At 72.4% G+C, this 18,665-nt stretch carries 21 protein-coding genes; 4 read left to right on the plus strand and 17 right to left on the minus strand.

Going from position 1 to position 18,665, the window contains the following annotated elements; all coding sequences use genetic code 11:
* Positions 1–109: 109 nt before the first annotated feature.
* Both OG956_RS26350 and OG956_RS26355 read right to left on the minus strand, forming a co-directional pair.
* The gene (locus OG956_RS26350; RefSeq protein WP_330340474.1) at positions 110–2,029 is read right to left on the minus strand and encodes a hypothetical protein; all 1,920 of its coding nucleotides are present in this window, start codon (positions 2,027–2,029) and stop codon (positions 110–112) included.
* A 71-nt stretch (positions 2,030–2,100) separates the two neighbouring features.
* Positions 2,101–2,601, minus strand: a complete 501-nt coding sequence (locus OG956_RS26355; RefSeq protein ID WP_443065612.1) for a tetratricopeptide repeat protein — start codon at positions 2,599–2,601, stop codon at positions 2,101–2,103.
* A gap of 115 nt (positions 2,602–2,716) precedes the next feature.
* Between OG956_RS26355 and OG956_RS26360 the strand changes: the two genes are divergently transcribed.
* Positions 2,717–3,118: a hypothetical protein gene (locus OG956_RS26360; protein ID WP_330340475.1), complete on the plus strand. Its 402-nt coding sequence runs from the start codon at positions 2,717–2,719 to the stop codon at positions 3,116–3,118.
* Between the two features lie 125 nt (positions 3,119–3,243).
* Here OG956_RS26360 and OG956_RS26365 read toward each other — a convergent pair whose 3' ends face one another.
* The 8 genes from OG956_RS26365 to OG956_RS26400 all read right to left on the minus strand — a co-directional run bounded on the left by OG956_RS26365 (position 3,244) and on the right by OG956_RS26400 (position 10,667).
* Complete coding sequence (locus tag OG956_RS26365; protein ID WP_330340476.1) at positions 3,244–4,770, minus strand: DUF1996 domain-containing protein; 1,527 nt, start codon at positions 4,768–4,770, stop codon at positions 3,244–3,246.
* A 136-nt stretch (positions 4,771–4,906) separates the two neighbouring features.
* Positions 4,907–5,560, minus strand: a complete 654-nt coding sequence (locus OG956_RS26370) for a response regulator transcription factor (protein ID WP_330340477.1) — start codon at positions 5,558–5,560, stop codon at positions 4,907–4,909.
* Positions 5,545–6,810: a sensor histidine kinase gene (locus tag OG956_RS26375; protein ID WP_330340478.1), complete on the minus strand. Its 1,266-nt coding sequence runs from the start codon at positions 6,808–6,810 to the stop codon at positions 5,545–5,547. The genes OG956_RS26370 and OG956_RS26375 overlap by 16 nt, the downstream gene beginning before the upstream one ends.
* A gap of 31 nt (positions 6,811–6,841) precedes the next feature.
* Positions 6,842–7,891 (minus strand): NAD-dependent epimerase/dehydratase family protein, encoded by a 1,050-nt coding sequence (locus OG956_RS26380; protein WP_330340479.1) that lies wholly within the window; start codon positions 7,889–7,891, stop codon positions 6,842–6,844.
* Positions 7,892–7,959: 68 nt separating this feature from the next.
* Positions 7,960–8,541: a winged helix-turn-helix domain-containing protein gene (locus tag OG956_RS26385; protein WP_330340480.1), complete on the minus strand. Its 582-nt coding sequence runs from the start codon at positions 8,539–8,541 to the stop codon at positions 7,960–7,962.
* Between the two features lie 118 nt (positions 8,542–8,659).
* Entirely contained in the window at positions 8,660–8,911 is a 252-nt protein-coding gene (locus tag OG956_RS26390) for a hypothetical protein (protein WP_330343061.1), read from the minus strand.
* Positions 8,912–9,014: 103 nt separating this feature from the next.
* Positions 9,015–10,046 (minus strand): glutamine synthetase, encoded by a 1,032-nt coding sequence (gene glnII / locus OG956_RS26395; RefSeq protein ID WP_330340481.1) that lies wholly within the window; start codon positions 10,044–10,046, stop codon positions 9,015–9,017.
* A gap of 138 nt (positions 10,047–10,184) precedes the next feature.
* Positions 10,185–10,667 carry a MarR family winged helix-turn-helix transcriptional regulator gene (locus OG956_RS26400; protein WP_330342953.1) on the minus strand — a complete coding sequence of 161 codons (483 nt, stop codon included), beginning with the start codon at positions 10,665–10,667 and terminating at the stop codon, positions 10,185–10,187.
* An 81-nt stretch (positions 10,668–10,748) separates the two neighbouring features.
* On the opposite strand from OG956_RS26400, the gene OG956_RS26405 reads away from it, so the two are divergent.
* Entirely contained in the window at positions 10,749–11,606 is an 858-nt protein-coding gene (locus OG956_RS26405; RefSeq protein ID WP_330340482.1) for an alpha/beta fold hydrolase, read from the plus strand.
* Positions 11,607–11,609: 3 nt separating this feature from the next.
* On the opposite strand, the gene OG956_RS26410 is transcribed toward OG956_RS26405, so the two are convergent.
* Together OG956_RS26410 and OG956_RS26415 are read right to left on the minus strand one after the other, a co-directional pair.
* Complete coding sequence (locus tag OG956_RS26410; RefSeq protein WP_330340483.1) at positions 11,610–12,341, minus strand: hypothetical protein; 732 nt, start codon at positions 12,339–12,341, stop codon at positions 11,610–11,612.
* Between the two features lie 119 nt (positions 12,342–12,460).
* On the minus strand, positions 12,461–12,829 hold the full coding sequence (locus OG956_RS26415) for an ArsC/Spx/MgsR family protein (RefSeq protein ID WP_330340484.1): 369 nt from the start codon (positions 12,827–12,829) through the stop codon (positions 12,461–12,463).
* Positions 12,830–13,048: 219 nt separating this feature from the next.
* Between OG956_RS26415 and OG956_RS26420 the strand changes: the two genes are divergently transcribed.
* Positions 13,049–13,363 carry a hypothetical protein gene (locus OG956_RS26420; protein WP_330340485.1) on the plus strand — a complete coding sequence of 105 codons (315 nt, stop codon included), beginning with the start codon at positions 13,049–13,051 and terminating at the stop codon, positions 13,361–13,363.
* 55 nt (positions 13,364–13,418) lie between these two features.
* On the opposite strand, the gene OG956_RS26425 is transcribed toward OG956_RS26420, so the two are convergent.
* Positions 13,419–14,165 (minus strand): alpha/beta hydrolase, encoded by a 747-nt coding sequence (locus OG956_RS26425; protein WP_330340486.1) that lies wholly within the window; start codon positions 14,163–14,165, stop codon positions 13,419–13,421.
* A gap of 138 nt (positions 14,166–14,303) precedes the next feature.
* On the opposite strand from OG956_RS26425, the gene OG956_RS26430 reads away from it, so the two are divergent.
* Positions 14,304–14,579 carry a hypothetical protein gene (locus tag OG956_RS26430; RefSeq protein WP_330340487.1) on the plus strand — a complete coding sequence of 92 codons (276 nt, stop codon included), beginning with the start codon at positions 14,304–14,306 and terminating at the stop codon, positions 14,577–14,579.
* Between the two features lie 15 nt (positions 14,580–14,594).
* Here OG956_RS26430 and pspAB read toward each other — a convergent pair whose 3' ends face one another.
* The 4 genes from pspAB to glnA all read right to left on the minus strand — a co-directional run bounded on the left by pspAB (position 14,595) and on the right by glnA (position 18,468).
* A complete protein-coding gene (pspAB, locus tag OG956_RS26435) occupies positions 14,595–15,179 on the minus strand; it encodes a PspA-associated protein PspAB (RefSeq protein WP_330340488.1) in 585 nt (194 codons plus the stop codon).
* Between the two features lie 381 nt (positions 15,180–15,560).
* Entirely contained in the window at positions 15,561–16,481 is a 921-nt protein-coding gene (htpX, locus tag OG956_RS26440; protein ID WP_330340489.1) for a zinc metalloprotease HtpX, read from the minus strand.
* 139 nt (positions 16,482–16,620) lie between these two features.
* Positions 16,621–16,875 (minus strand): SCO2583/SCO2584 N-terminal domain-containing protein, encoded by a 255-nt coding sequence (locus tag OG956_RS26445; protein ID WP_330340490.1) that lies wholly within the window; start codon positions 16,873–16,875, stop codon positions 16,621–16,623.
* A 183-nt stretch (positions 16,876–17,058) separates the two neighbouring features.
* The gene (gene glnA / locus OG956_RS26450; RefSeq protein WP_330340491.1) at positions 17,059–18,468 is read right to left on the minus strand and encodes a type I glutamate--ammonia ligase; all 1,410 of its coding nucleotides are present in this window, start codon (positions 18,466–18,468) and stop codon (positions 17,059–17,061) included.
* Between the last annotated feature and the right edge of the window lie 197 nt (positions 18,469–18,665).

Raw genomic sequence — 18,665 nt, forward strand, 5'->3', positions numbered from 1 at the left:
ATCGAGCACCAAACGATCACCGCGCCCGCGAGACGCAGATCAGCATCGCGTCGTCCCGCTTCTCGTCGCCGCCGGGCGGCGCACCCGGCGCGAACCGTTCGAGGCGGACCTAGTGCAGCCCCTCGATCCGCGTGCCGTCCGTCAGCGTGCCCGTCAGCCTGGCCCGGGCGCCCTGCTCGGCCCTGGCCACCAGGAACTGGCCCTGCCCGGCCGCGGTGACCCCGCCGCCGGCCCGGATGGCCGCCGTGTCCTTGTCGCCCGCCGCCAGCAGATACCAGTGACCCGCCGCCGACTTCCACAGCACCCCGGCGAGCACATGGGGGTCACGCGGACCGCAGGACCGACCGTCCGTGCCCTTGGCCACCACCGCGCCGGCCGGCCCGCCCGGCGTGCGGAACTGGGCCAGCGCGCCCGTGCCGTCGCCGCGCCAGGTCTCCGCCCTGGTGCACACCCAGCCGGCCGCCCCGCTGCCGTCGGGGAGCGGCTGCTCGGCGAAGGCCCAGGCGTTGACGCTGCGCACCCCGGCGGCGCGGTCCGCCTGCAGCGAGCAGGCGAACGGCGCCCAGGTCCTGAGCCCGGCCGCATCGGACGCCTCGCCCGCCGCGCCGGGCCGGCCGGCGGTGAGGTGGGCCGGGATCAACTCGCCCAGGTCGGTGGTGAGTCCGGTGCCGGACGCGTCGGTCAGCTGGAGCACGGTCCAGGAGGTGCAGTCGCCGGGCCGCAGCGCGGGACTGGCCAGCGGTGCGGTGATGCCGTCGGTGATCTTCAGCGGGGCCGCGGCCGAGTCCGGCTTCGTCAGGTCCCGCGAAGCCGCCCTGCGCACCCAGGGCGCGGTCAGGTACCGGACGTTGCCGTCGGCGCGGTTCAGCACCAGCGCGCTCGCCTCGGCGCCGGTCGCGCCGTCGGCCCGGGCGAAGTCGAGGGCCGCGCCCGCGGTGCCGTCGACCGGCTCGGCGTACCGGGCGATGCGCAGGCCGTCGTAGAAGATCACCACGCGGGCGTTGTCGACCCGGCCCGCGTACAGCAGCTGCGGCGGGCCGGCCGGGCCGCCGGTCTGGGTGCCGGGGGTCGCCGAGACGCGGACCGTCCCGCCCGGACGGGCCCACACCGCGAGGGCGCGCCGCAGCAGGGCCGTGTCCCCGGTGAGCGGGCCGCGCGCGGGCCACACCGAGAAGTCGTCGCGCGCGGCCGTTTTCCAGTCGGCGGGGGAGACCCGGACCAGCCGGGCCGGGTCGAGAGCGGCCTGGGCGGACGGGTTCTCGGCGTAGACGGGCGCGGCGGCGCCGTCCGGACCCCAGCCGCCGGAGGGCAGGGCCACCAGCGCCCCGCACACGGCGAGCGCGGCCGCGGCGGCGAGGGCGGCCTTGGTGTGCTGGCGGCGGCGCATCAGATCGGTGGGCCGCGCCTGCAGCAGACAGGGGTCGAACTCGGTGGAGGAGAACAGCGAGGGCCGCAGGGGCACGTCGTTCGCCGCGGCCAGCGCGCCGCCCGGGTCGCCCACCCCGGCGGCCTTGAGCAGCCGCCGGATCTCGGTGTCGGACAGCTTCTCCAGGCCGCGCAGCACGCAGGCGGCGCGGGCCGGGCCGGACAGGGCGGACAGCCGCTGGTCCAGGGCGAGTTCGTCGGCGCCGCCGGAGCGCGGGAAGAGCCTCAGACCCCACACCTGGGGCAGCAGCGGCGGCAGCTGGGACAGCCGGGGCAGGCCCTTGCGGGGCCGGGCCGCCTCCAGGGCCGTACACAGCACCCGCTCGCGCAGGAAGGCGTACCCGGGGTCGCGGCCGTGGCGGCCCGAGGTCTGGGCCGGGATCGCGGCCTGCCGCTTGCGGCCCCGGGGCAGGGCGCGCTGGACGAGGGCGTGTGCGGTCAGGACCCGGCGGCTGCGGCCGAGGCCCGGCGGCAGCACCAGATAGGCGATCCGGACCAGCCGTGGATAGTGCTCGACGAGCGCGGCCTCGGCCTGCTCGACGTCGAACGCTCCGGTGTTCCCGGAGGCGGGCGCGTGACGCTGGGCTACATCCTGTGACTGCACGTCATGCAGAACGAGCGAACCGGGCGTAGGTCACCGCCGGACGGGTGACGCGGCTGCCGCGAGGGCCGCCGTCAGTCCTGCGGATCGACCAGCGCGCGGGCGTAGTTGGCCATCGACCGCTGGTAGCGCGGCAGATGGGGGGCCAGGGCGCCGAGAACGAGGGACAGGCCCTCCCGGTCGCGGCCGAGGCTGGACAGGCACAGGGCGAGCATGGCCCGTACCGCGTCGTCCAACTCGTCCGGCGGGGCGTCGAGTTCGGGGGTGAGCAGCTTGACGCCCTCCTCCGCCTCGCCGATGTTCCTGAGCGAGCTGGACAGCTGGATCTTCGCTCGCCGTCCCTTGTAGCCGCCGAGCCCGCGCGCCAGCGCCTCCCGGTACAGCGGCGCCGCCTTGTCCGAGTGGCCGGTGGAGTCCCAGGCACAGGCCTGCTCGAACGGGCCCAGGGGGCTGCCCTCCGGCAGCTCGGCGACCAGCGCGTCGATCACCGCGCGGAACTCGTGCGCACGCTCTTCCGGATAGTCGTCGAAGGTGGCCCAGGCGGCGGCCACGCGGTCTTCCCAGTCCTTGTCCACCGGGCCACCCTGGCACAACCCGTGTCGTCGCGTCACCGGGATTTGAGCGCACGGCGGCGCGCAGCCGTATCCGAAGGAGCTGAGGCATGCTTGGCCCACAGGACCGGAGGAACAGATGAGGGTGACACGACTGCTGCCGGCCGCCGTGGCCGTACTGGCGCTGGCGGGCTGCGGTGCGGGCGGCGGGACCAAGGCGGTGCCGCCCACGGCGACCGGCAGTCTGGAGAGCCTGGCCGCCGAGGTGAAGTGCAAGCCGAACATGCAGACGGACGCCGACACGATCCGTCAGGCCATCTGCACCAACTCCGACGGGAAGTTCGTCCTCGCCACCTTCGCCACCGACCGCGGGCAGCGGGAGTGGATCAACGACGCGAAGGACTACGGCGGTTACTACCTCGTCGGCCGCAAGTGGGTCGCCGTCGGCGACGACGGGGTGGTCGAGGCGCTGCGCGGCACCCTCGGCGGGGACGTGGAGATCGGCACCAACCATGCGGCCCATTCCGGCCACCGCGGCTGAGACACGAGGGCTGCGCAAGGGCTGAGGGCACGGGAAAGGCCGGTGACGGGAGGGGGGTCCGTCACCGGCCTTGTTCCTGTGGCCCGGGGCTCACGGCCCCGGGCGGGCAGGGCGTGGTCAGAAGGTCATGCGCAGTTCTGACCGTTGTTGATGCAGTTGGCGATCTTGTTGGCCAGGCCGCCGGTCGTGACGCTGATGAAGTCGTCGTGGTCGGTGATCGGCTTGTGCAGCTGCTCCGGGAAGCCGTCGACCGCGTAGGCGTTCTTCACCGTGCCGTCCGCCTGGATCACCGGCTGCGGCACGTTGTAGACGAGCCGCATGGTCAGCTGCGGGATGGCCTTGAAGCCGTTCGGGCAGACACCGCTCGCGGGGTCGGCGAAGGCCACGTGCGTACGGTGGTTGGCGCTGTCGATGTTCTGGCCGTCCCAGCAGCTCTGGAAGGCGAACGTGCGCACCACCTTGCTGCCCGACGGGCAGATCGGGTACTTGTCCGTCAGCTGGACCTTGTTCTCGAAGCCGGTGCAGCTCCAGTGGGCGTTGGCGTTGGCCGTGCCGTTGGTGAAGGCCTTGGCGTCGCCGGTGATGATGCGCAGGAACTGCGGCATCGCGACGACCTTGCTCGCCGGGCTGCCCACGTACTTGATCTGCGCCTGCTGGGCGACCAGGATCTTGCCGACGTTGAGGTCCTTGCCGCCGCCGTCCGCGTTGGCGTCCTTCTCCTGGGTGCCGTCCTGCTCGCGGATGACCGGCCAGTAGTACGCCGACAGGTCGTTGCGGTTCTGGCAGCTGCTGCCGCCCTGCAGGAACGTCTGGTTGCTGGAGAAGGCGTTGACCTTCTGGTTGCCGACGTAGTCGTGGACGTGGTGGGCGCCGTTGGTCACGCCGGGCGCGACGATGACGTTGTCGCTGTTGTGGTTCTGGTTCGCGTTCACGCCGCAGCGGGTGGTGAACGAACCCGTCGAGGCGTTGGGGGTCTTGTTCGGCTTGGCCAGGACGTTCGGCGCGACCTTGGTGATGTCCACGAAGTCCGCCGCGGAGGGGCCGTCACCGGCCTGACCGCCGTTGTTGCCCTGCTGCTGACCACCCTGCTGGCCGCCTTGCTGCTGGCCGCCCTGTTGCTCGCCGCCGTTGTTCTGCTGCTGGCCACCGCTGTTCCCCCCAGCGGTGGTCCGGTCGGCGGTCTGCGTCGTACAGGCGGCGAGCTGCTTGATCGCGTTGTCGAAGGAGCCGCCGACGCGCTGGATGTCGATCCGGATCCGGTCGATCGTCGCCGCCCGCTTCTCCTTCAGCGGACCGACGATCGAGTTCTGCACGAAGCTCGGGTCCTTCGCCTGCGCGTCGCGGGTGGAGGCGAGCCGGTTGTAGGCCTCGGTGATCTGCCGGTCGAGGTTGGCCAGCTCCCTGGCCACCCCCTGGCGGGCCGCGTTCGGCACGTTCGTCAGCTTCTGCTGGACGTCCGGGCAGGAGATCGTCGCGACCTGCGCCGTCGCGGCCTTCGTCTGGTTGCCTCCCCACGTCTGGTGGTGTGACTCGTGCGCCGAGGCGTAGAAGTTCGCCCAGATCAGCCCGCCCCCACCGAGCGCTAGGGCCGCCGATGCGGCTATGGCCTTGGTGGCCAGCGGCGTACGGCGTTTTCGTGTGTTGCGTCCCATGGAACTCCTCTGACTTCCTTGCGGGGCAGCATCGAGGCGCCCGACAGGAGTGAAGCGGCGCCCTTCCATACGGACGCCGCCTCAGAGGTGTTCACCGGTCTCACAAATTCCTCACGGAAACACGGGAGTTGGCAGGTCAGCGGTCCCGGTCCAGATAGGCGAGGACCGCCAGCACGCGCCGGTTGTCGTCGTCGGACACCTCCAGGCCGAGCTTGGCGAAGATGTTGGAGGTGTGCTTGGCGACGGCCCGTTCCGTCACCACCAGCTGGGCCGCGATGCCCGCGTTCGACCGGCCCTGCGCCATCAGCTCCAGCACCTCCAGCTCCCGCGGGGTCAGCCCCGCGAGCGGCCGGTCGTCGCCGGCCCGCCGGGACAGCAGCTGCTGGATCACCTGCGGGTCCATCGCCGTACCGCCCCCCGCCACCCGTCGTACGGCGTCGACGAACTGCTCGGCGTCGAACACCCGGTCCTTGAGCAGATATCCGACCCCACCGGTGCCGTCCGCGAGCAGTTCGCGCGCGTACAGCTGCTCCACGTGCTGGGACAGCACCAGCACCGGCAGCCCCGGCCGCTCCCGCCGGGCCTTGAGCGCGCACTGCAGGCCCTCGTCGGTGTGCGTGGGCGGCAGCCGTACGTCGACCACCGCCACGTCCGGCTCCAGCTCGGCCAGTGCCCGGGCGAGTTCGGGGCCGGACTCGACGGCGGCGGCGATCTCGAAGCCGAAGGCCTCCAGCATCCGGACCAGCCCGTCGCGCAGCAGGAAGAGGTCTTCGGCTAGGACAACGCGCACGGGATCTCCACGGTCACCAGGGTGGGGCCGCCGACGGGGCTGCTGACGGCCAGGACGCCGTCGAATGTACCGAGCCGCCGCTCCACCCCGGCGAGTCCGGAGCCGGCGCCGACCTCCGCGCCGCCCCTGCCGTTGTCGGTGACCGTGATCCGCAGCCGGCCGTCGGTGTGGTGCGCGTCGACCCACACCCGGTCGGCGCCGGAGTGCTTGGCGGCGTTGGTGAGCAGCTCGCTGACCGCGAAGTAGGCCGCCGACTCCACCGGCGCCTCCGCCCGGCCCGGCAGGTCCACGCTCACCTCGGAGGGCAGCGGCAGCCGCAGCGCCAGCGCCCGCACGGCGTCGCCGAGTCCGCGTTCGGCGAGGACCGGCGGGTGGATGCCGCGCACCAGGTCGCGCAGCTCCTCCAGGGCCTCGGCGGAGTTCCGGCGGGCCTGGGCGAGCAGCCGTTTGGCCTGCGCCGGGTCCCGCTCCACCAGCATCTCGATGGTGCCGAGGTCCATGCCCATGGCGACCAGCCGGGCCTGCGCCCCGTCGTGCAGGTCCCGCTCGATGCGGCGCAGTTCGGCGGCGGAGGTGTCCACGGCGTCCCGCCGGGTCTGGGTCAGCACCCGGACCCGTTCGGCGAGTTCGCCTCTGGCGTTGTCGAGCACCGCCCGGGTGAGCCGGAAGTGCGCGGTCAGCGCGGCCGGGGTGTAGCGCAGGGCGACGCCGAGGAGGACGAGGGCGAGGACGCCCGCGCCGACGGCGCTCAGCTCGCCGTCGACCGGGACGAACGCGTACCAGTAGGCGCCGCCGCCGCCGTGCGTGTACGGCTGCCACAGGCCCAGGGGCAGCATCAGCCCCTCGACGGGGTAGAACAGCAGCACGGCCGGGAGCAGCGCGGTGACGAAACCGGCCGTGACGTCCACCGGCAGCCAGCGCACGTCCCGCCAGGTCTGGGGGTCGCCCAGCATGGTGAAGGTGCGGGTCCAGGGGTAGGCCCCGCGGGGGACCGGCCGGTACGCCGCCCGGATCCGCACCCCGCACCACTCGCCCGCCAGCCTGCGGCGCACGTCCGCCAGCGCGCGCACGCCCGTCAGCACGGCCGGAGTCGTCACCAGTCCGACGCCGAGCGGGATGAAGGCGAGGCTCAGCGGGACCAGGACCAGGAACACGATGCCGAAGGGCAGCACCGTCACTGCCAGCACCAGTCCGCGCACGGCGGCCAGCAGCACCTCCCGGGCGCGGCCGCTCTTGTCTTCGCTGCTCATGCGGAAAGTCTCGCCGACCCCGGGGCGGGGGTCACGGGTGCGAGGTCCCCTCCCGGGGGGTGGTACCAGGTACACCGCCGGCCGCGGCCAGCAGCCTCGCCTCCACCTCCGGATCGACGCCCTTGGCCGTGCGGTCCGGCCGCACCGGCGCCGTGCCGCCGAGCTCCGTGAGCCAGCGCCAGGTGTCCGCGACGGTCTCCCGGGGCGGCCGGCACACCAGGCCGGTGGCCAGCGCCCGGGACACGTCGGTGCGGTGCGCGCACGCGTACAGCTCGCTGTCCGGCGGCACCCACACCGGCAGGTCCGTCCACGGCTCGATCCCGGCGGCCAGGACGGCCTGCGGATCGGTCCAGCGCAGCTCGGCGCCCGAGCCGGTGACCCGGACGCACTCGTCGAGCAACTCGCCCATGGTGCTGTGGCCCGGCGGTCCGATCAGGTCGTACGGGCCGCCGAGCCCCTGTTCCACCGCGCCGAGGAGCCAGCCGGCCAGGTCGCGGGCGTCGACGAACTGCACCGGCAGCTCGCGCGGCCCGGGGGCCAGGACCGGGCCGCCGCGGGCGATCCGGGTCAGCCACCAGGGCAGCCGGCCCACGTTCTCGTACGGCCCGAGGATCAGCCCGGCCCGCACCAGCAGCGAGTCCGCCGCGCCGAACGCCTCGACGGCGGCCAGTTCGCCGCCCCGCTTGTCGCTGGCGTAGTCGGCCGGCCCGGCGTCGGCGGCGCCCTCGACCAGCGCCCCGGCGTCGTCGGGCCCGTCCAGCGAGGGCCAGGGCCAGGCGTACACCGACCGGCTGGAGACGTACGCGTACCGCCCGGCACGGCCCCGCAGCAGCCGTGCCGCGGCGAGCACGGCACGCGGCTCGGCCGACCAGGTGTCGATCACGGCGTCCCAGGAGCCCGCGTCGGCGGCCAGTGCGGCGAGGCCGTCCGGGGCGGTGCGGTCGCCGTGCAACGACCGCACCCCGGGCGGGGGCTGGTGCCGTCCGCGGTGGAAGACGGTCACCTCCCAGCCCCGCCCCAGCGCGGCCTCGACGACCGCCCGCCCCACGAATTCCGTACCGCCCAGCACCAGAAGTCTCATGCCGGGCATCGTGCCCGCTCCGGGCGCGCGGTGGTACGGGACTCTGCCGAGGGCAGAGCGGAGACCGGTCAGCGGCCGGTCGGCGGGGTGTACTTGTAGCCGACCCGGCGCACCGTCTGGATCGTCTGGCGGTGCTCGGCGCCCAGCTTGCGGCGCAGCCGGGCGATGTGCACGTCGACGGTCCGGCCGTCGCCGACATGGCCGTACCCCCACACCGTGGTGACCAGCTGGTCGCGGGTGTGCACCCGGTGCGGATGGGCCACCAGGTGCGCCAGCAGCTCGAACTCCAGGTAGGTGAGGTCGAGTTCACGGCCCTCGACGCTGGCGGTGCGGCGCACGGGGTCGATCCGTACCAGCGGCTCGGGGCCCGTCCCGGGCGCCCGCTCCGGCTGGTCCCCCTGGTCCGGCACCGCGACCGGCAGGAACGGGGGCCGCTGGTCGGCCGGGACCAGCACCAGGTAGCCGACCATCGGGGGCTGTCCGGGCAGGGCCGGCAGGGTGTGCTGCGGCGCGGGCAGCCAGGTGGCGCCCGGCGGCAGCAGGTCCGCGACGTCGACCACCTCGTCCCGGTCGACGGCGCGCAGCCGGTGCCGGGCGGGGGCGGTGAGAGTGGAGGCGGAGGCGGGGGAGAGAGAACGAGTGGTCGCCATGAGAGGTCAGCTCTTTCGCGCGAGAGGTTCGTCGGTGGGAGCGACGGCCGCGATTCGTGGTCGGGCGCGCCGGAGGACGTACGTCGTTCGCGCTGGCCGAAGGCCGGGGGTTACGGCTTTAGAGGGCCCGCGCGTTCACCGCGCGGCAACACACCCGGTCGAAGTCGTGGTGCTGACGGGAAGGCCAGAAGGGCTCGAGGTCATGGCGACCCGTCGCGGTGGTCTTCTGGAAGCTGGCCATGCGCCCATTGAAGCAGACACCGCCCCCGGACAGGACCCCTGTGCGAGATGTCGTCTCGGTATCCGGACGGGGCGACGCCCAGCCGAGCACGGTCGCGCGGGCCGGCAGCTCCCCCCAGTCGGTCTCCACGCCCCCACGATGGCACGCGCCGCCGACAACGCGGCAGGCAGACGGCGTGCGAAAGGGGCGCCCACCTCGCGGTGAGCGCCCCCAGAGGGCCCTGCGGCGTGGATCAGACCTGGCCGGCCTTCTCCAGCGCGGTGCAGCAGGTGTCCACCAGCAGGCGGGTCACCACGTACGGGTCGACGTTGGCGTTCGGGCGGCGGTCCTCGATGTAGCCCTTGCCGTCCTTCTCGACCTGCCACGGGATGCGCACCGAGGCGCCGCGGTCGGAGACGCCGTAGGAGTACTTGTCCCACGGGGCGGTCTCGTGCAGGCCGGTCAGGCGCTCGTCGATGCCGGCGCCGTAGTTCTTGACGTGGTCCAGCGGCTTGGAGCCCTCGCCGAGCGACTCGCACGCGGTGATGATCGCGTCGTAGCCCTCGCGCATGGCCTTGGTGGAGAAGTTGGTGTGCGCCCCCGCGCCGTTCCAGTCGCCCTTGACCGGCTTCGGGTCCAGGGTCGCCGAGACGCCGAAGTCCTCGGCGGTGCGGTACAGCAGCCAGCGGGCCACCCACAGCTGGTCGGAGACCTCCAGCGGGGCGAGCGGGCCGACCTGGAACTCCCACTGGCCCGGCATGACCTCGGCGTTGATGCCGGAGATGCCGAGACCGGCCTTCAGGCAGTTGTCCAGGTGGGCCTCGACGATCTCGCGGCCGAAGATCTCGTCGGCGCCGACACCGCAGTAGTAGCCGCCCTGCGGGGCCGGGAAGCCGCCCTCGGGGAAGCCCAGCGGCCGGGAGCCGTCGAAGAAGGTGTACTCCTGCTCGATGCCGAAGACCGGCTCCTGCGCGGCGAACCGCTCGGCCACCTCGGCCAGCGCGGCCCGCGTGTTGGACGGGTGCGGGGTCAGGTCGGTGTCCAGGACCTCGCACAGCACCAGGACGTCGTCGCCGCCGCGGATCGGGTCGGGGCACGTGAAGACCGGCTTGAGCACGCAGTCCGAGGAGTGGCCCTCGGCCTGGTTGGTGGAGGAGCCGTCGAAGCCCCAGACGGGCAGCGACTCCAGGCCGGCGAAGTCACCCGTGATGACCTTCGTCTTGGAACGGAGCTTCGCCGTAGGGACGGTGCCGTCGATCCAGATGTACTCAGCCTTGAAGGTCACGGGGGCCGTCCTCGGGGTGGTGGGGCCGCACTCGGTGCGGGTGCTGCGGGTTGCTGCGGCGCCGGGGCGCCGCGCCGATCTGCCGCGCAGCCTGTCAACAGGCGGTTTCCCGGCCGTTGCCCGTGTGTGAACCCCGCGTTACCTGGTCCTTCCGCCTCCCGGCTCACGTGGTGAGGCGCCGGCGGACGGGGTATGGGCGCCCTCCGCCGCGGCCTGCCGCACCCCGTCGAGGAAGTCCCGGATCGCGGCACGCTGGTGGTCGTCGTAGCCGCGCAGCAACTCCGTGGAGCGCTCGATGAGCGGCCCGAAGAAGGCCCATCCGAGGTCCACGGCGGCTTCCTCCAGCGCCACGACGACCTTCCGCCGGTCCTGTGCGCCGCGCTCCCTGCGCACATGACCGGCCCGCTCCAGCCGGTCGAGCAGGGCGGTCGTACCCGCCGAGTTGAGGCCGAGCAGCGCCCCGAGCCGCCCCGCGGTCAGCTCCTCACCGGCCCGCCGGGCGTCCATGAGCGAGATCAGGGCCCGTACGTCCGTGGGGTGCATGCCGTTCGCCTGCGCGAACCGAGCGCTGTGCAGGCCGAGTTCGACGGCGGCGGCACGCAGGAGGTGGACGATCTCCATCTCGGGTGGCACGCGGGGCCTCCGAAGTTATTATCTCGCCGAGCGATTGTCTTGCTGAACGAGATAATAGGGGGCGATGCCGTGACGGGATACGACGGCCGGGTCTTCCGGGCCGCATACGACGAGCTCCTGGCGAAATGGCCCGGCGAGCGGCAGGCGCTGACCGTCGCCACCCCCTTCGGCGACACCCGCGTCAACACCTGCGGCCCCCGCGACGCGCCCCCGCTGCTCCTGCTGCCGGGCGGCGGCGGGGCCACCTCCGTCTCCTGGTACGCCCAGGTCGCGGAACTGGCCCGGATACGCCGGGTGCACGCGGTCGACGTGGTCGGCGCCCCGGGCCTGAGCGTCCCGGCCGGCGACCGCCACCCCCGTACGGTCGCCGACCTGACGCTCTGGCTGGACGCGGTCCTGGACGGCCTGGGCGTCGCCTCGGCCGACCTGGGCGGCCACTCGTACGGCGGCTGGATCGCCCTCCACTACGCCCTGCGCGCCCCCGCCCGGACACGCCGCCTGTTCCTCCTGGACCCGACCCAGAGTTTCGCCGGGTTCAAGGCGGCGTATCTGCTGCGTGCCCTGCCGATGCTGCTGCGGCCCACGCCCCGCCGGGCCCGCGCCTTCCTGGAGTGGGAGACCTCGGGAGCACCCCTGGACCCTGACTGGCTCGCACTCCAGGAGGCTGCCGCCGGCTTCCCGGCCGCGAAGCCGGTGACCGGCCCGCGCCCGGCGCCGGACGCGCTGCGGACCCTGGACGCCCGGGTCCTGCTGCTCGTGGCCGCGAACAGCAGGACCCACGACGCCCGTGAGGTGGCTGCCAGGGCGCAGGCGCTGCTGCCGCACGTGGAGACGGCCGTCCTGCCGGACGTCTCGCATCACGCGCTGCCGCATGCCGCCCCCGAGGCCCTGGCCCGCCGCCTCACCGCTTTCCTGTCCGGTCCCTGAACCTCACCCCACCTTCTCGATCCGGGCGTGCCGGATGAGGAACTTGCCGGGCTCACGGACCTGTTCGAAGGCCGCGTTGTTGAGCAGCACGCAGCTGCCGGACACGGAGGTCACCTTCACCGTGGTGGACTTGTTGTTGTCCAGGTTGGTGACCTTCAGGGTCGTGCCGGCCGGGAACTGGTTGCTGGACGCGGCCGGGGCGCCGCCCTCACCGGAGAGCGTCACGGTGGAGCCGTTGCACACCTGCTGACCGGAGGCCGCGGCCCCGCCGCCGGCGTTGTTCCCGGCGTCGTTCCCCGCGGCGGAGGACTGCGAGGGCTGGGCCGACTGGGCGCCGCCGGCCTGCTGCCCGGATCCCTGCTGACCGGCACCTTGCTGGCCGGCGACCTGCTGCCCGGTCTGGGAGCCCTGAGCCGACTCCCCAACCGTGCATCCGGCCGCCTTCTGCTGGACCTCGATCTGCTTGATGACCGCCTCGCGGTTGGCGATCCGGGCCGCCGACTGGGCGTCCGGATGGGCCTTCTGGTCCGCGATGAACCGGTCGTTGTTGCCGTGGGCCGTGGCGAGCCCCTGGCACACCGTCGAGTCCGCGGCGGACAGCGTCTTCGCGCCCTGCGCGGGCTGGGCCGCGTTGGACGTCGTGGCCAGTGCGAAGGCCCCGCCGCCCGCCACCGCCGCGGCACTGACGAGCAGCGCGATCTTCTTCTTCGTACTGAGGGTGCGCCTACGCGACATGCGCGCCTCCTGGAGAGGTAGGGGAGCGTACGCCGCTATGTACGAGATGCCGAACGAGGTTACTCAGCGGTTTCGGGTGTCGGTGAAGTGCGCTGTGTCACAGACGAGTTGAGCACCGCTCAGCTCTTGTCGCGGGACAGGGCCTCGCGCACCGCGTCCTCGGAGCGGGCCACCAGGGCCGTACCGTCGTCGGCGGTGATGATCGGCCGCTGGATGAGCTTCGGGTGCCGGGCGAGGGCGGCGATCCACCGGTCCCGCGTGGCGGCGTCCCGCGCCCACTCCTTGAGCCCCAGCTCCTTGGCCTCGGCCTCCTGGGCGCGGGTGATGTCCCACGGCTCCAGGTCCAGCCGGTCGAGGACGGCCCTGATCTCGTCCTCGCTCGGCACGTCCTCCAGATAGCGGCGGACGGTGTACTCGGCGCCCTCGGCGTCGAGCAGGCTGATGGCGCTGCGGCACTTGGAGCAGGCCGGGTTGATCCAGATTTCCATGCCGCACACGGTACCCGCCACCGGCTCTGTTCGATTTTCCGACGCCCCGGCAGCCCCTCCCCGCACCCCCGTCGCATGCCTCCAATTCCCTTTGCCACCTGGGTGTTTACCCGCCCCTGCGGTCCTGTGATTGTCAGTGCCCGGCAGTAGACTGGAGGAAGTGTTCGAGGGCGTCGCCGGGCTGTCCGGCGGGGCCCTGACCGCGACAGGAGGATGCCTGTGCCCGCTGCCGCCCTGAAGCCGAAGCCGTCCCGGACTCAGTCCACCGCCCAGCACCCCGTTCTGTTCGACTCGCCGTACGAGCCCGTGATCAAGCGGCCGCTGCCGGCCGGGCGGCCCCGCGAGTGGTACGTGGCGCACAACCGCCGCCTGAAGGCCATGCGCCTCGCCATAGCCCTGCTCGACTCGGGCGTCTACCTCCCGGCCCAGGCCCGGGACGACAAGATCCGCAGCACGGCGGAGGAGATCGGCATGCGCCCGCCCTCCGACACCACCTGCCGCATGGTCCGGGCGTTCATGCGCTACAGCCGCTGAGGCGGACCGGCGCCGGGTGTCCCGCCCGCCGGCGGGCGGGACACCCGGCGCGCTCTCACGCCGGAAGGGACTCCAGCGGCTCCCGTTCGGCCGACGGGGCCAGCAGACGGCTCACGAACTCCCGCCGGTCCTCCGGGTGGTCGCGGAACCACAGCCCCAACCGGTGCTCGGCTCCAGGTAGTTCGAAGCGGGAGTACTCGGCCCGCGTCGAGAGCGCGTCCTGTACGGCCGCGGTCACCGCCGGCGGAATCACCGCGTCGGCGCCCGGCACCGCCAGCACCGCCCGGCCCGCGTACGCCCGGTACGCCTCCAGCGCGGACGAGGCCCGCCAGCTGTCCGGAGTGCGCAGGATCTCGGTGAACCGGCCCCGGCCGTCCCCGAAGGGCACCTCCCAGGCATCGGGGGAGTAGACGGCGGGGGAGCACAGGCCGACGGCCGCCACCCGCGTGCCGTGGTGCCGTACGAGATCGGCGACGGTCTGTCCGCTCATGCTGAACCCGACCAGAATCAGCGGGTCCTCCGCCGGGACGTGCGCGTCGAGCACCGACACCGCCTGCTCGAACCGGCGGCGCAGGCTCAGCTCAGCGAGTCTTCCCGTGCTCCCGCCGTGCCCGGAGAAGTCGAAGGCCAGGGCGCGGCAGCCCTGCCCGGCGAACTCGCCGACCAGCGGCAGGAGGCGGTCCTTGCTGCCGGTGCCCGCGCCGTGCAGCAGCACCGCGGTGGCCCTGCCGGACGCACCGGTGTGCACGCCGCTGAGCCGTTCGCCGTCGAAGTCGTGGGTGAAGTACGCCAGTTCGCTCATGGAGTCATTCACTCACGGCGGGCCCCCGCCGGACGGAAAACCGGATGCGGGCCCCGTGCCGGGCTCCCTACGCTGAACAAACGGCACGAAGCCGACACACCCCACCCCCCGCCACACTCACCCCAACGGAGGTCCGTCATGCGTGGCATCCTCGCGTCCGGGACCGTCGTCCTGGTGATCCTCGGCATCGGAAACCATCTGTGGTGGCTCGCCGCCGTCGCGCTGCTGTATCTGTACGCGACGCACGGACGCGGCTCCCCCGGCACGCCACCGGCCGGCCCGGCCGGCCCGCCCCTGCCGGACAGCTACCGCGCCTACCGCGAGCGCCGGGACCGGCAGGCGAAGTGGGAGCGCCGCTACCGCCGCGAGCGGCCCTTCGAGGCCCGTCGGCAGGCGCGGGAGAAGAGCAGGTGAGCCAGGCGTCCCCGGTCACATACCGGGGGCGCCCCACACCGGGAACCAGCGGCCCAGGTCCTGCTCGATACGCAGATCGTTCGCGAGGGTCGCCTTCATCTGGAGCTCCAGCGGGTTGTCCCGCCGCTCGGCGGCCCCGGGCAGGGGCGCGAAGGGGTAGAAGGTCCCGCGCTTGTAGAGGTAGACGAGCGCCAGCTTTCGGCCCCCGTCGTCCGTGAAGGCGGCCAGCGAGCACAGCAGCTGCGGGCCGAAGCCGTTGACCTCCATGGCGCTGTTCACCGCGTGCAGGTCGTTGACCAGCTCCGGCAGCTGCTCGGGGCTGCGCTCGGACACCAGCCAGGAGTAGCCGTAGTCGTCCCGGCGCAGCTCCACCGGCGGGCCGGAGCGCTCGGTGTCCGCGTCCAGCAGCGCCTGCACCTCCCGGTGGGTCTGCTCGAAGGCCGCGCCCTCCACGGTGGCGAAGCACACGGCGCCGGTCCCGGTCGGCCGGAAACCGGCCGCGGCCTCGAGGGTCACGGCCGCCGAGGGCAGCGCGAAGAGCTGGTCGAGATCGGGCGCGACCGGTTTCGTACGGCCCAGCAGGATGTCCAGCAGCCCCAAGTCTCAGCCCGCCTTTCCCGGTGCGATGTGTTCGGCCGTCATCCGGTCGGTCCCGCCTTCTGCGGTGTGGATGTGTTCGGGTGCCGTCCGGTCGGTCCTGTCCGGTCGGTCCCGCGTTCCCTGGTGCGGGTGTGTTCGGGTGCCGTCCGGTCGGTCCTGCCCGGTCGGTCCCGCGTTCCCTGGTGCGGGGTGTGTTCGGGTGCCGTCCGGTCGGTCCTGTCCGGTCGGTCCCGCGTTCCCTGGGGCGGGGTGTGTTCGGGTGCCGTCCGGTCGGTCCCGTCCGGTCGTCGGCCCGCCTTCCCCGGTGCGGATCGCCCGGGCGTCGTCCGGCCGGCCCTGGCCTCGCCGGTGCGATGCGCCCGCGCGCCATCCGCCATCCGCTCAGCCCGCCTTCCCGGGGGCGGCGGCCTCGCCCAGTTCCGCCGAGATGCGGGCGAGCTGCTCCAGCCGCTGCTCCAGGCTCGGGTGCGTGGAGAAGAACCGCTCGATGCCGGGCTCCTTGCCGGCCGCCGGGGTGAAGTAGAAGGCGTTGAAGGCCTGGGCGGTGCGCAGGTCCTTGGTCGGGATCCGGGCGATGTCCCCGGTGACCTTGGTGAGTGCGGAGGCGAGCGCCGACGGGCGTCCGGTGAGATGCGCGGCCGCGCGGTCCGCCGCCAGCTCCCGGTACCGGGACAGCGCCCGGATCAGCAGGAAGCTGAGCGCGTACACGGCGGCGGAGACGCCCATGATCATGGCGAAGAGGGCGGCGGTGTTCTGGTCCCGGCGGCCCCCGCCGAAGATCTGCGAGTAGAAGGCGAACCGCACGATCAGGCCCGCGAGCACACCGAGGAAGGACGCGATCGTGATCACGGCGACGTCCTTGTGCGCCACGTGCGACAGCTCGTGCGCCAGCACGCCCTCCAGCTCCGCCGGCTCCAGCCGTCGCAGCAGCCCGGTGGTCACGCAGACCACGGCGTGGTCGGGGTTCCGGCCGGTCGCGAACGCGTTGGGCATGTCCATGTTGGACACCGCGACCACCGGCTTGGGCATGTCCGCGATCGCGCACAGCCGGTCGATCACCGCGTGCAGCTCGGGATACTCCTCGCGCTCCACGACCCTGCCGTGCATCGCGAACATGGCGATCCGGTCGGAGAACCAGAACTGCGCCACGAACATCGCGCCGATCACCACGACGACCAGCACCCACGACCTCAGCAGCGCGATCAGCGCGGCGATGAAGGCGACGTAGAGCAGACCGAGCAGGAACATGGTCAGCCCCATGCGCACGGTCAGCCGTCGGTCGCTCCGGAAGCGGCTCTGCATCTTGCATCACCCCGCAGTCAGGCACTCGTCCCGCTGTCCAGTGTGCACCCGCCGACTCCCATGAACAGGTCCGGAACGGCCCTAGGAGCAGCAAAACGTACTGTGAGCCGGCCGCCGGTCGCGGACGGTCCCCGCTCCGCTAGCGCGACACGCCGAACTGGAGCAGCCCGATCAGCACCATGACCGCGAGGACGGCGCCGACGACCACGCCCGTCGAGGCCCACGACGCCCGGCGCGGCGCCGGCGCGGGGTCGGCGCGGAAGGGCGCCGGGTCCGGCGGGGTGTCCTTCCAGCGCGCGGCGAGCATACGGGCCCGGGCCGAGGGCTCCTTGTGCTCGGCGGAATTCGCCCAGCGGTGATCGAACTCGCGCTCCCAGTCGTCCTGTTCCGTCATCCCCGTTCAACCTCTCTCGTCCGGCAGGGCAGGAGGATGATCCCCCGGAAGTAGGAAGTCCGGGAAGCGGGAAAAAGTTCCCTCCCGCCCGGGGCTCCTCCGCGCTCCCGGCCCGGCCCCGTCCGGGCCGGGCACGCCGAAGGCCCCCCGGCCGGAGCCGGGGGGCCTTTCAGGTGGCGTCTGTCACACGTCGAAGTAGAGCTCGAACTCGTGCGGGTGCGGACGCAGCTGCAGCGGCGCGATCTCGTTGGTGCGCTTGAAGTCGATCCACGTCTCGATCAGGTCGGACGTGAACACGTCGCCCTGGAGGAGGAACTCGTGGTCGGCCTCGAGGGCGTCGAGGACGGCGCCGAGGGAGGTCGGGACCTGGGCGACGTTCGCGTGCTCCTCCGGAGCCAGCTCGTACAGGTCCTTGTCGATCGGCTCGGCCGGCTCGATCTTGTTCTTGATGCCGTCCAGACCCGCCAGCAGCAGGGCGGAGAAGGCCAGGTACGGGTTGCCGGAGGAGTCCGGGGCGCGGAACTCCACGCGCTTGGCCTTCGGGTTGGAGCCCGTGATCGGGATACGCATGGCCGCGGAGCGGTTGCGCTGCGAGTACACCAGGTTGATCGGCGCCTCGAAGCCCGGAACCAGACGGTGGTACGAGTTCACCGTCGGGTTGGTGAAGGCCAGCAGCGACGGGGCGTGCTTGAGGATGCCGCCGATGTAGTAGCGGGCGGTGTCCGACAGGCCCGCGTAGCCGGCCTCGTCGTAGAACAGCGGGTCGCCGTTCGCCCACAGCGACTGGTGGACGTGCATGCCCGAGCCGTTGTCACCGAAGATCGGCTTCGGCATGAAGGTCGCCGTCTTGCCGTTGCGCCAGGCGACGTTCTTCACGATGTACTTGAACAGCTGCAGGTCGTCGGCGGCGGCGAGCAGCGTGTTGAACTTGTAGTTGATCTCCGCCTGGCCGGCGGTGCCCACCTCGTGGTGCTGGCGCTCGACCTTCAGGCCGGCCTTCTCCAGCTCCAGGGAGATCTCGGCGCGCAGGTCGGCGAAGTGGTCGACCGGCGGGACCGGGAAGTAGCCGCCCTTGTAACGGACCTTGTAACCGCGGTTGTCCTCCAGCGCACCGGTGTTCCAGGCGCCCGCCTCGGAGTCGATGTGGTAGAAGGACTCGTTCGCGGACGTGGCGAAACGCACGCTGTCGAAGACGTAGAACTCGGCCTCGGGACCGAAGTAGGCGGTGTCCGCGATACCGGTCGACGCGAGGTAGGCCTCGGCCTTCTTCGCCACGTTGCGCGGGTCACGGGAGTACTGCTCGCCCGTGATCGGGTCGTGGATGAAGAAGTTGATGTTGAGGGTCTTGTCACGACGGAACGGGTCCACACGGGCGGTGGACAGGTCGGCGCGCAGGGCCATGTCGGACTCGTGGATCGCCTGGAAACCACGGATCGACGATCCGTCGAAGGCGAGCTCCTCGTCCGGGTCGAACGCCTCAACGGGCACCGTGAAGTGCTGCATGACGCCCGGCAGGTCGCAGAAGCGGACGTCGATGAACTTGACGTCCTCGTCCGCGATGAACTTCTTGGCCTCGTCGGCGTTCTGGAACATCCAGCTCCTCCTACTCCCGACCGTCCTCGCCGGGGTGGTAGATCGTTCGTGCGGCCAGTGCGGTGGCACACGCTGGCCTCGACCCTAGGGACGGGTGATTTCTCGGGCGTGACCCGTTTGTTTCGCAGAAGTTAACCGGCCACGTGTCCACCGTAGCCCCGACACACCCCTCGGCACAGTGCGCGAAACCGGGCGCA

The organism is Streptomyces sp. NBC_00557 (assembly GCF_036345995.1).
Taxonomy (GTDB): Bacteria; Actinomycetota; Actinomycetes; order Streptomycetales; family Streptomycetaceae; genus Streptomyces.

Excerpts from the sequence above, each read along its gene's own strand:
- OG956_RS26360 (WP_330340475.1), top strand. The coding sequence starts at position 2,717 with ATGAGGGTGACACGACTGCTGCCGGCCGCCGTGGCCGTACTGGCGCTG.
- OG956_RS26365 (WP_330340476.1), bottom strand. The coding sequence starts at position 4,770 with ATGGGACGCAACACACGAAAACGCCGTACGCCGCTGGCCACCAAGGCC.
- OG956_RS26375 (WP_330340478.1), bottom strand. The coding sequence starts at position 6,810 with ATGAGCAGCGAAGACAAGAGCGGCCGCGCCCGGGAGGTGCTGCTGGCC.
- OG956_RS26380 (WP_330340479.1), bottom strand. The coding sequence starts at position 7,891 with ATGAGACTTCTGGTGCTGGGCGGTACGGAATTCGTGGGGCGGGCGGTC.
- OG956_RS26385 (WP_330340480.1), bottom strand. The coding sequence starts at position 8,541 with ATGGCGACCACTCGTTCTCTCTCCCCCGCCTCCGCCTCCACTCTCACC.
- OG956_RS26400 (WP_330342953.1), bottom strand. The coding sequence starts at position 10,667 with ATGGAGATCGTCCACCTCCTGCGTGCCGCCGCCGTCGAACTCGGCCTG.
- OG956_RS26410 (WP_330340483.1), bottom strand. The coding sequence starts at position 12,341 with ATGTCGCGTAGGCGCACCCTCAGTACGAAGAAGAAGATCGCGCTGCTC.
- OG956_RS26415 (WP_330340484.1), bottom strand. The coding sequence starts at position 12,829 with ATGGAAATCTGGATCAACCCGGCCTGCTCCAAGTGCCGCAGCGCCATC.
- OG956_RS26425 (WP_330340486.1), bottom strand. The coding sequence starts at position 14,165 with ATGAGCGAACTGGCGTACTTCACCCACGACTTCGACGGCGAACGGCTC.
- OG956_RS26430 (WP_330340487.1), top strand. The coding sequence starts at position 14,304 with ATGCGTGGCATCCTCGCGTCCGGGACCGTCGTCCTGGTGATCCTCGGC.
- htpX (WP_330340489.1), bottom strand. The coding sequence starts at position 16,481 with ATGCAGAGCCGCTTCCGGAGCGACCGACGGCTGACCGTGCGCATGGGG.
- OG956_RS26445 (WP_330340490.1), bottom strand. The coding sequence starts at position 16,875 with ATGACGGAACAGGACGACTGGGAGCGCGAGTTCGATCACCGCTGGGCG.
- glnA (WP_330340491.1), bottom strand. The coding sequence starts at position 18,468 with ATGTTCCAGAACGCCGACGAGGCCAAGAAGTTCATCGCGGACGAGGAC.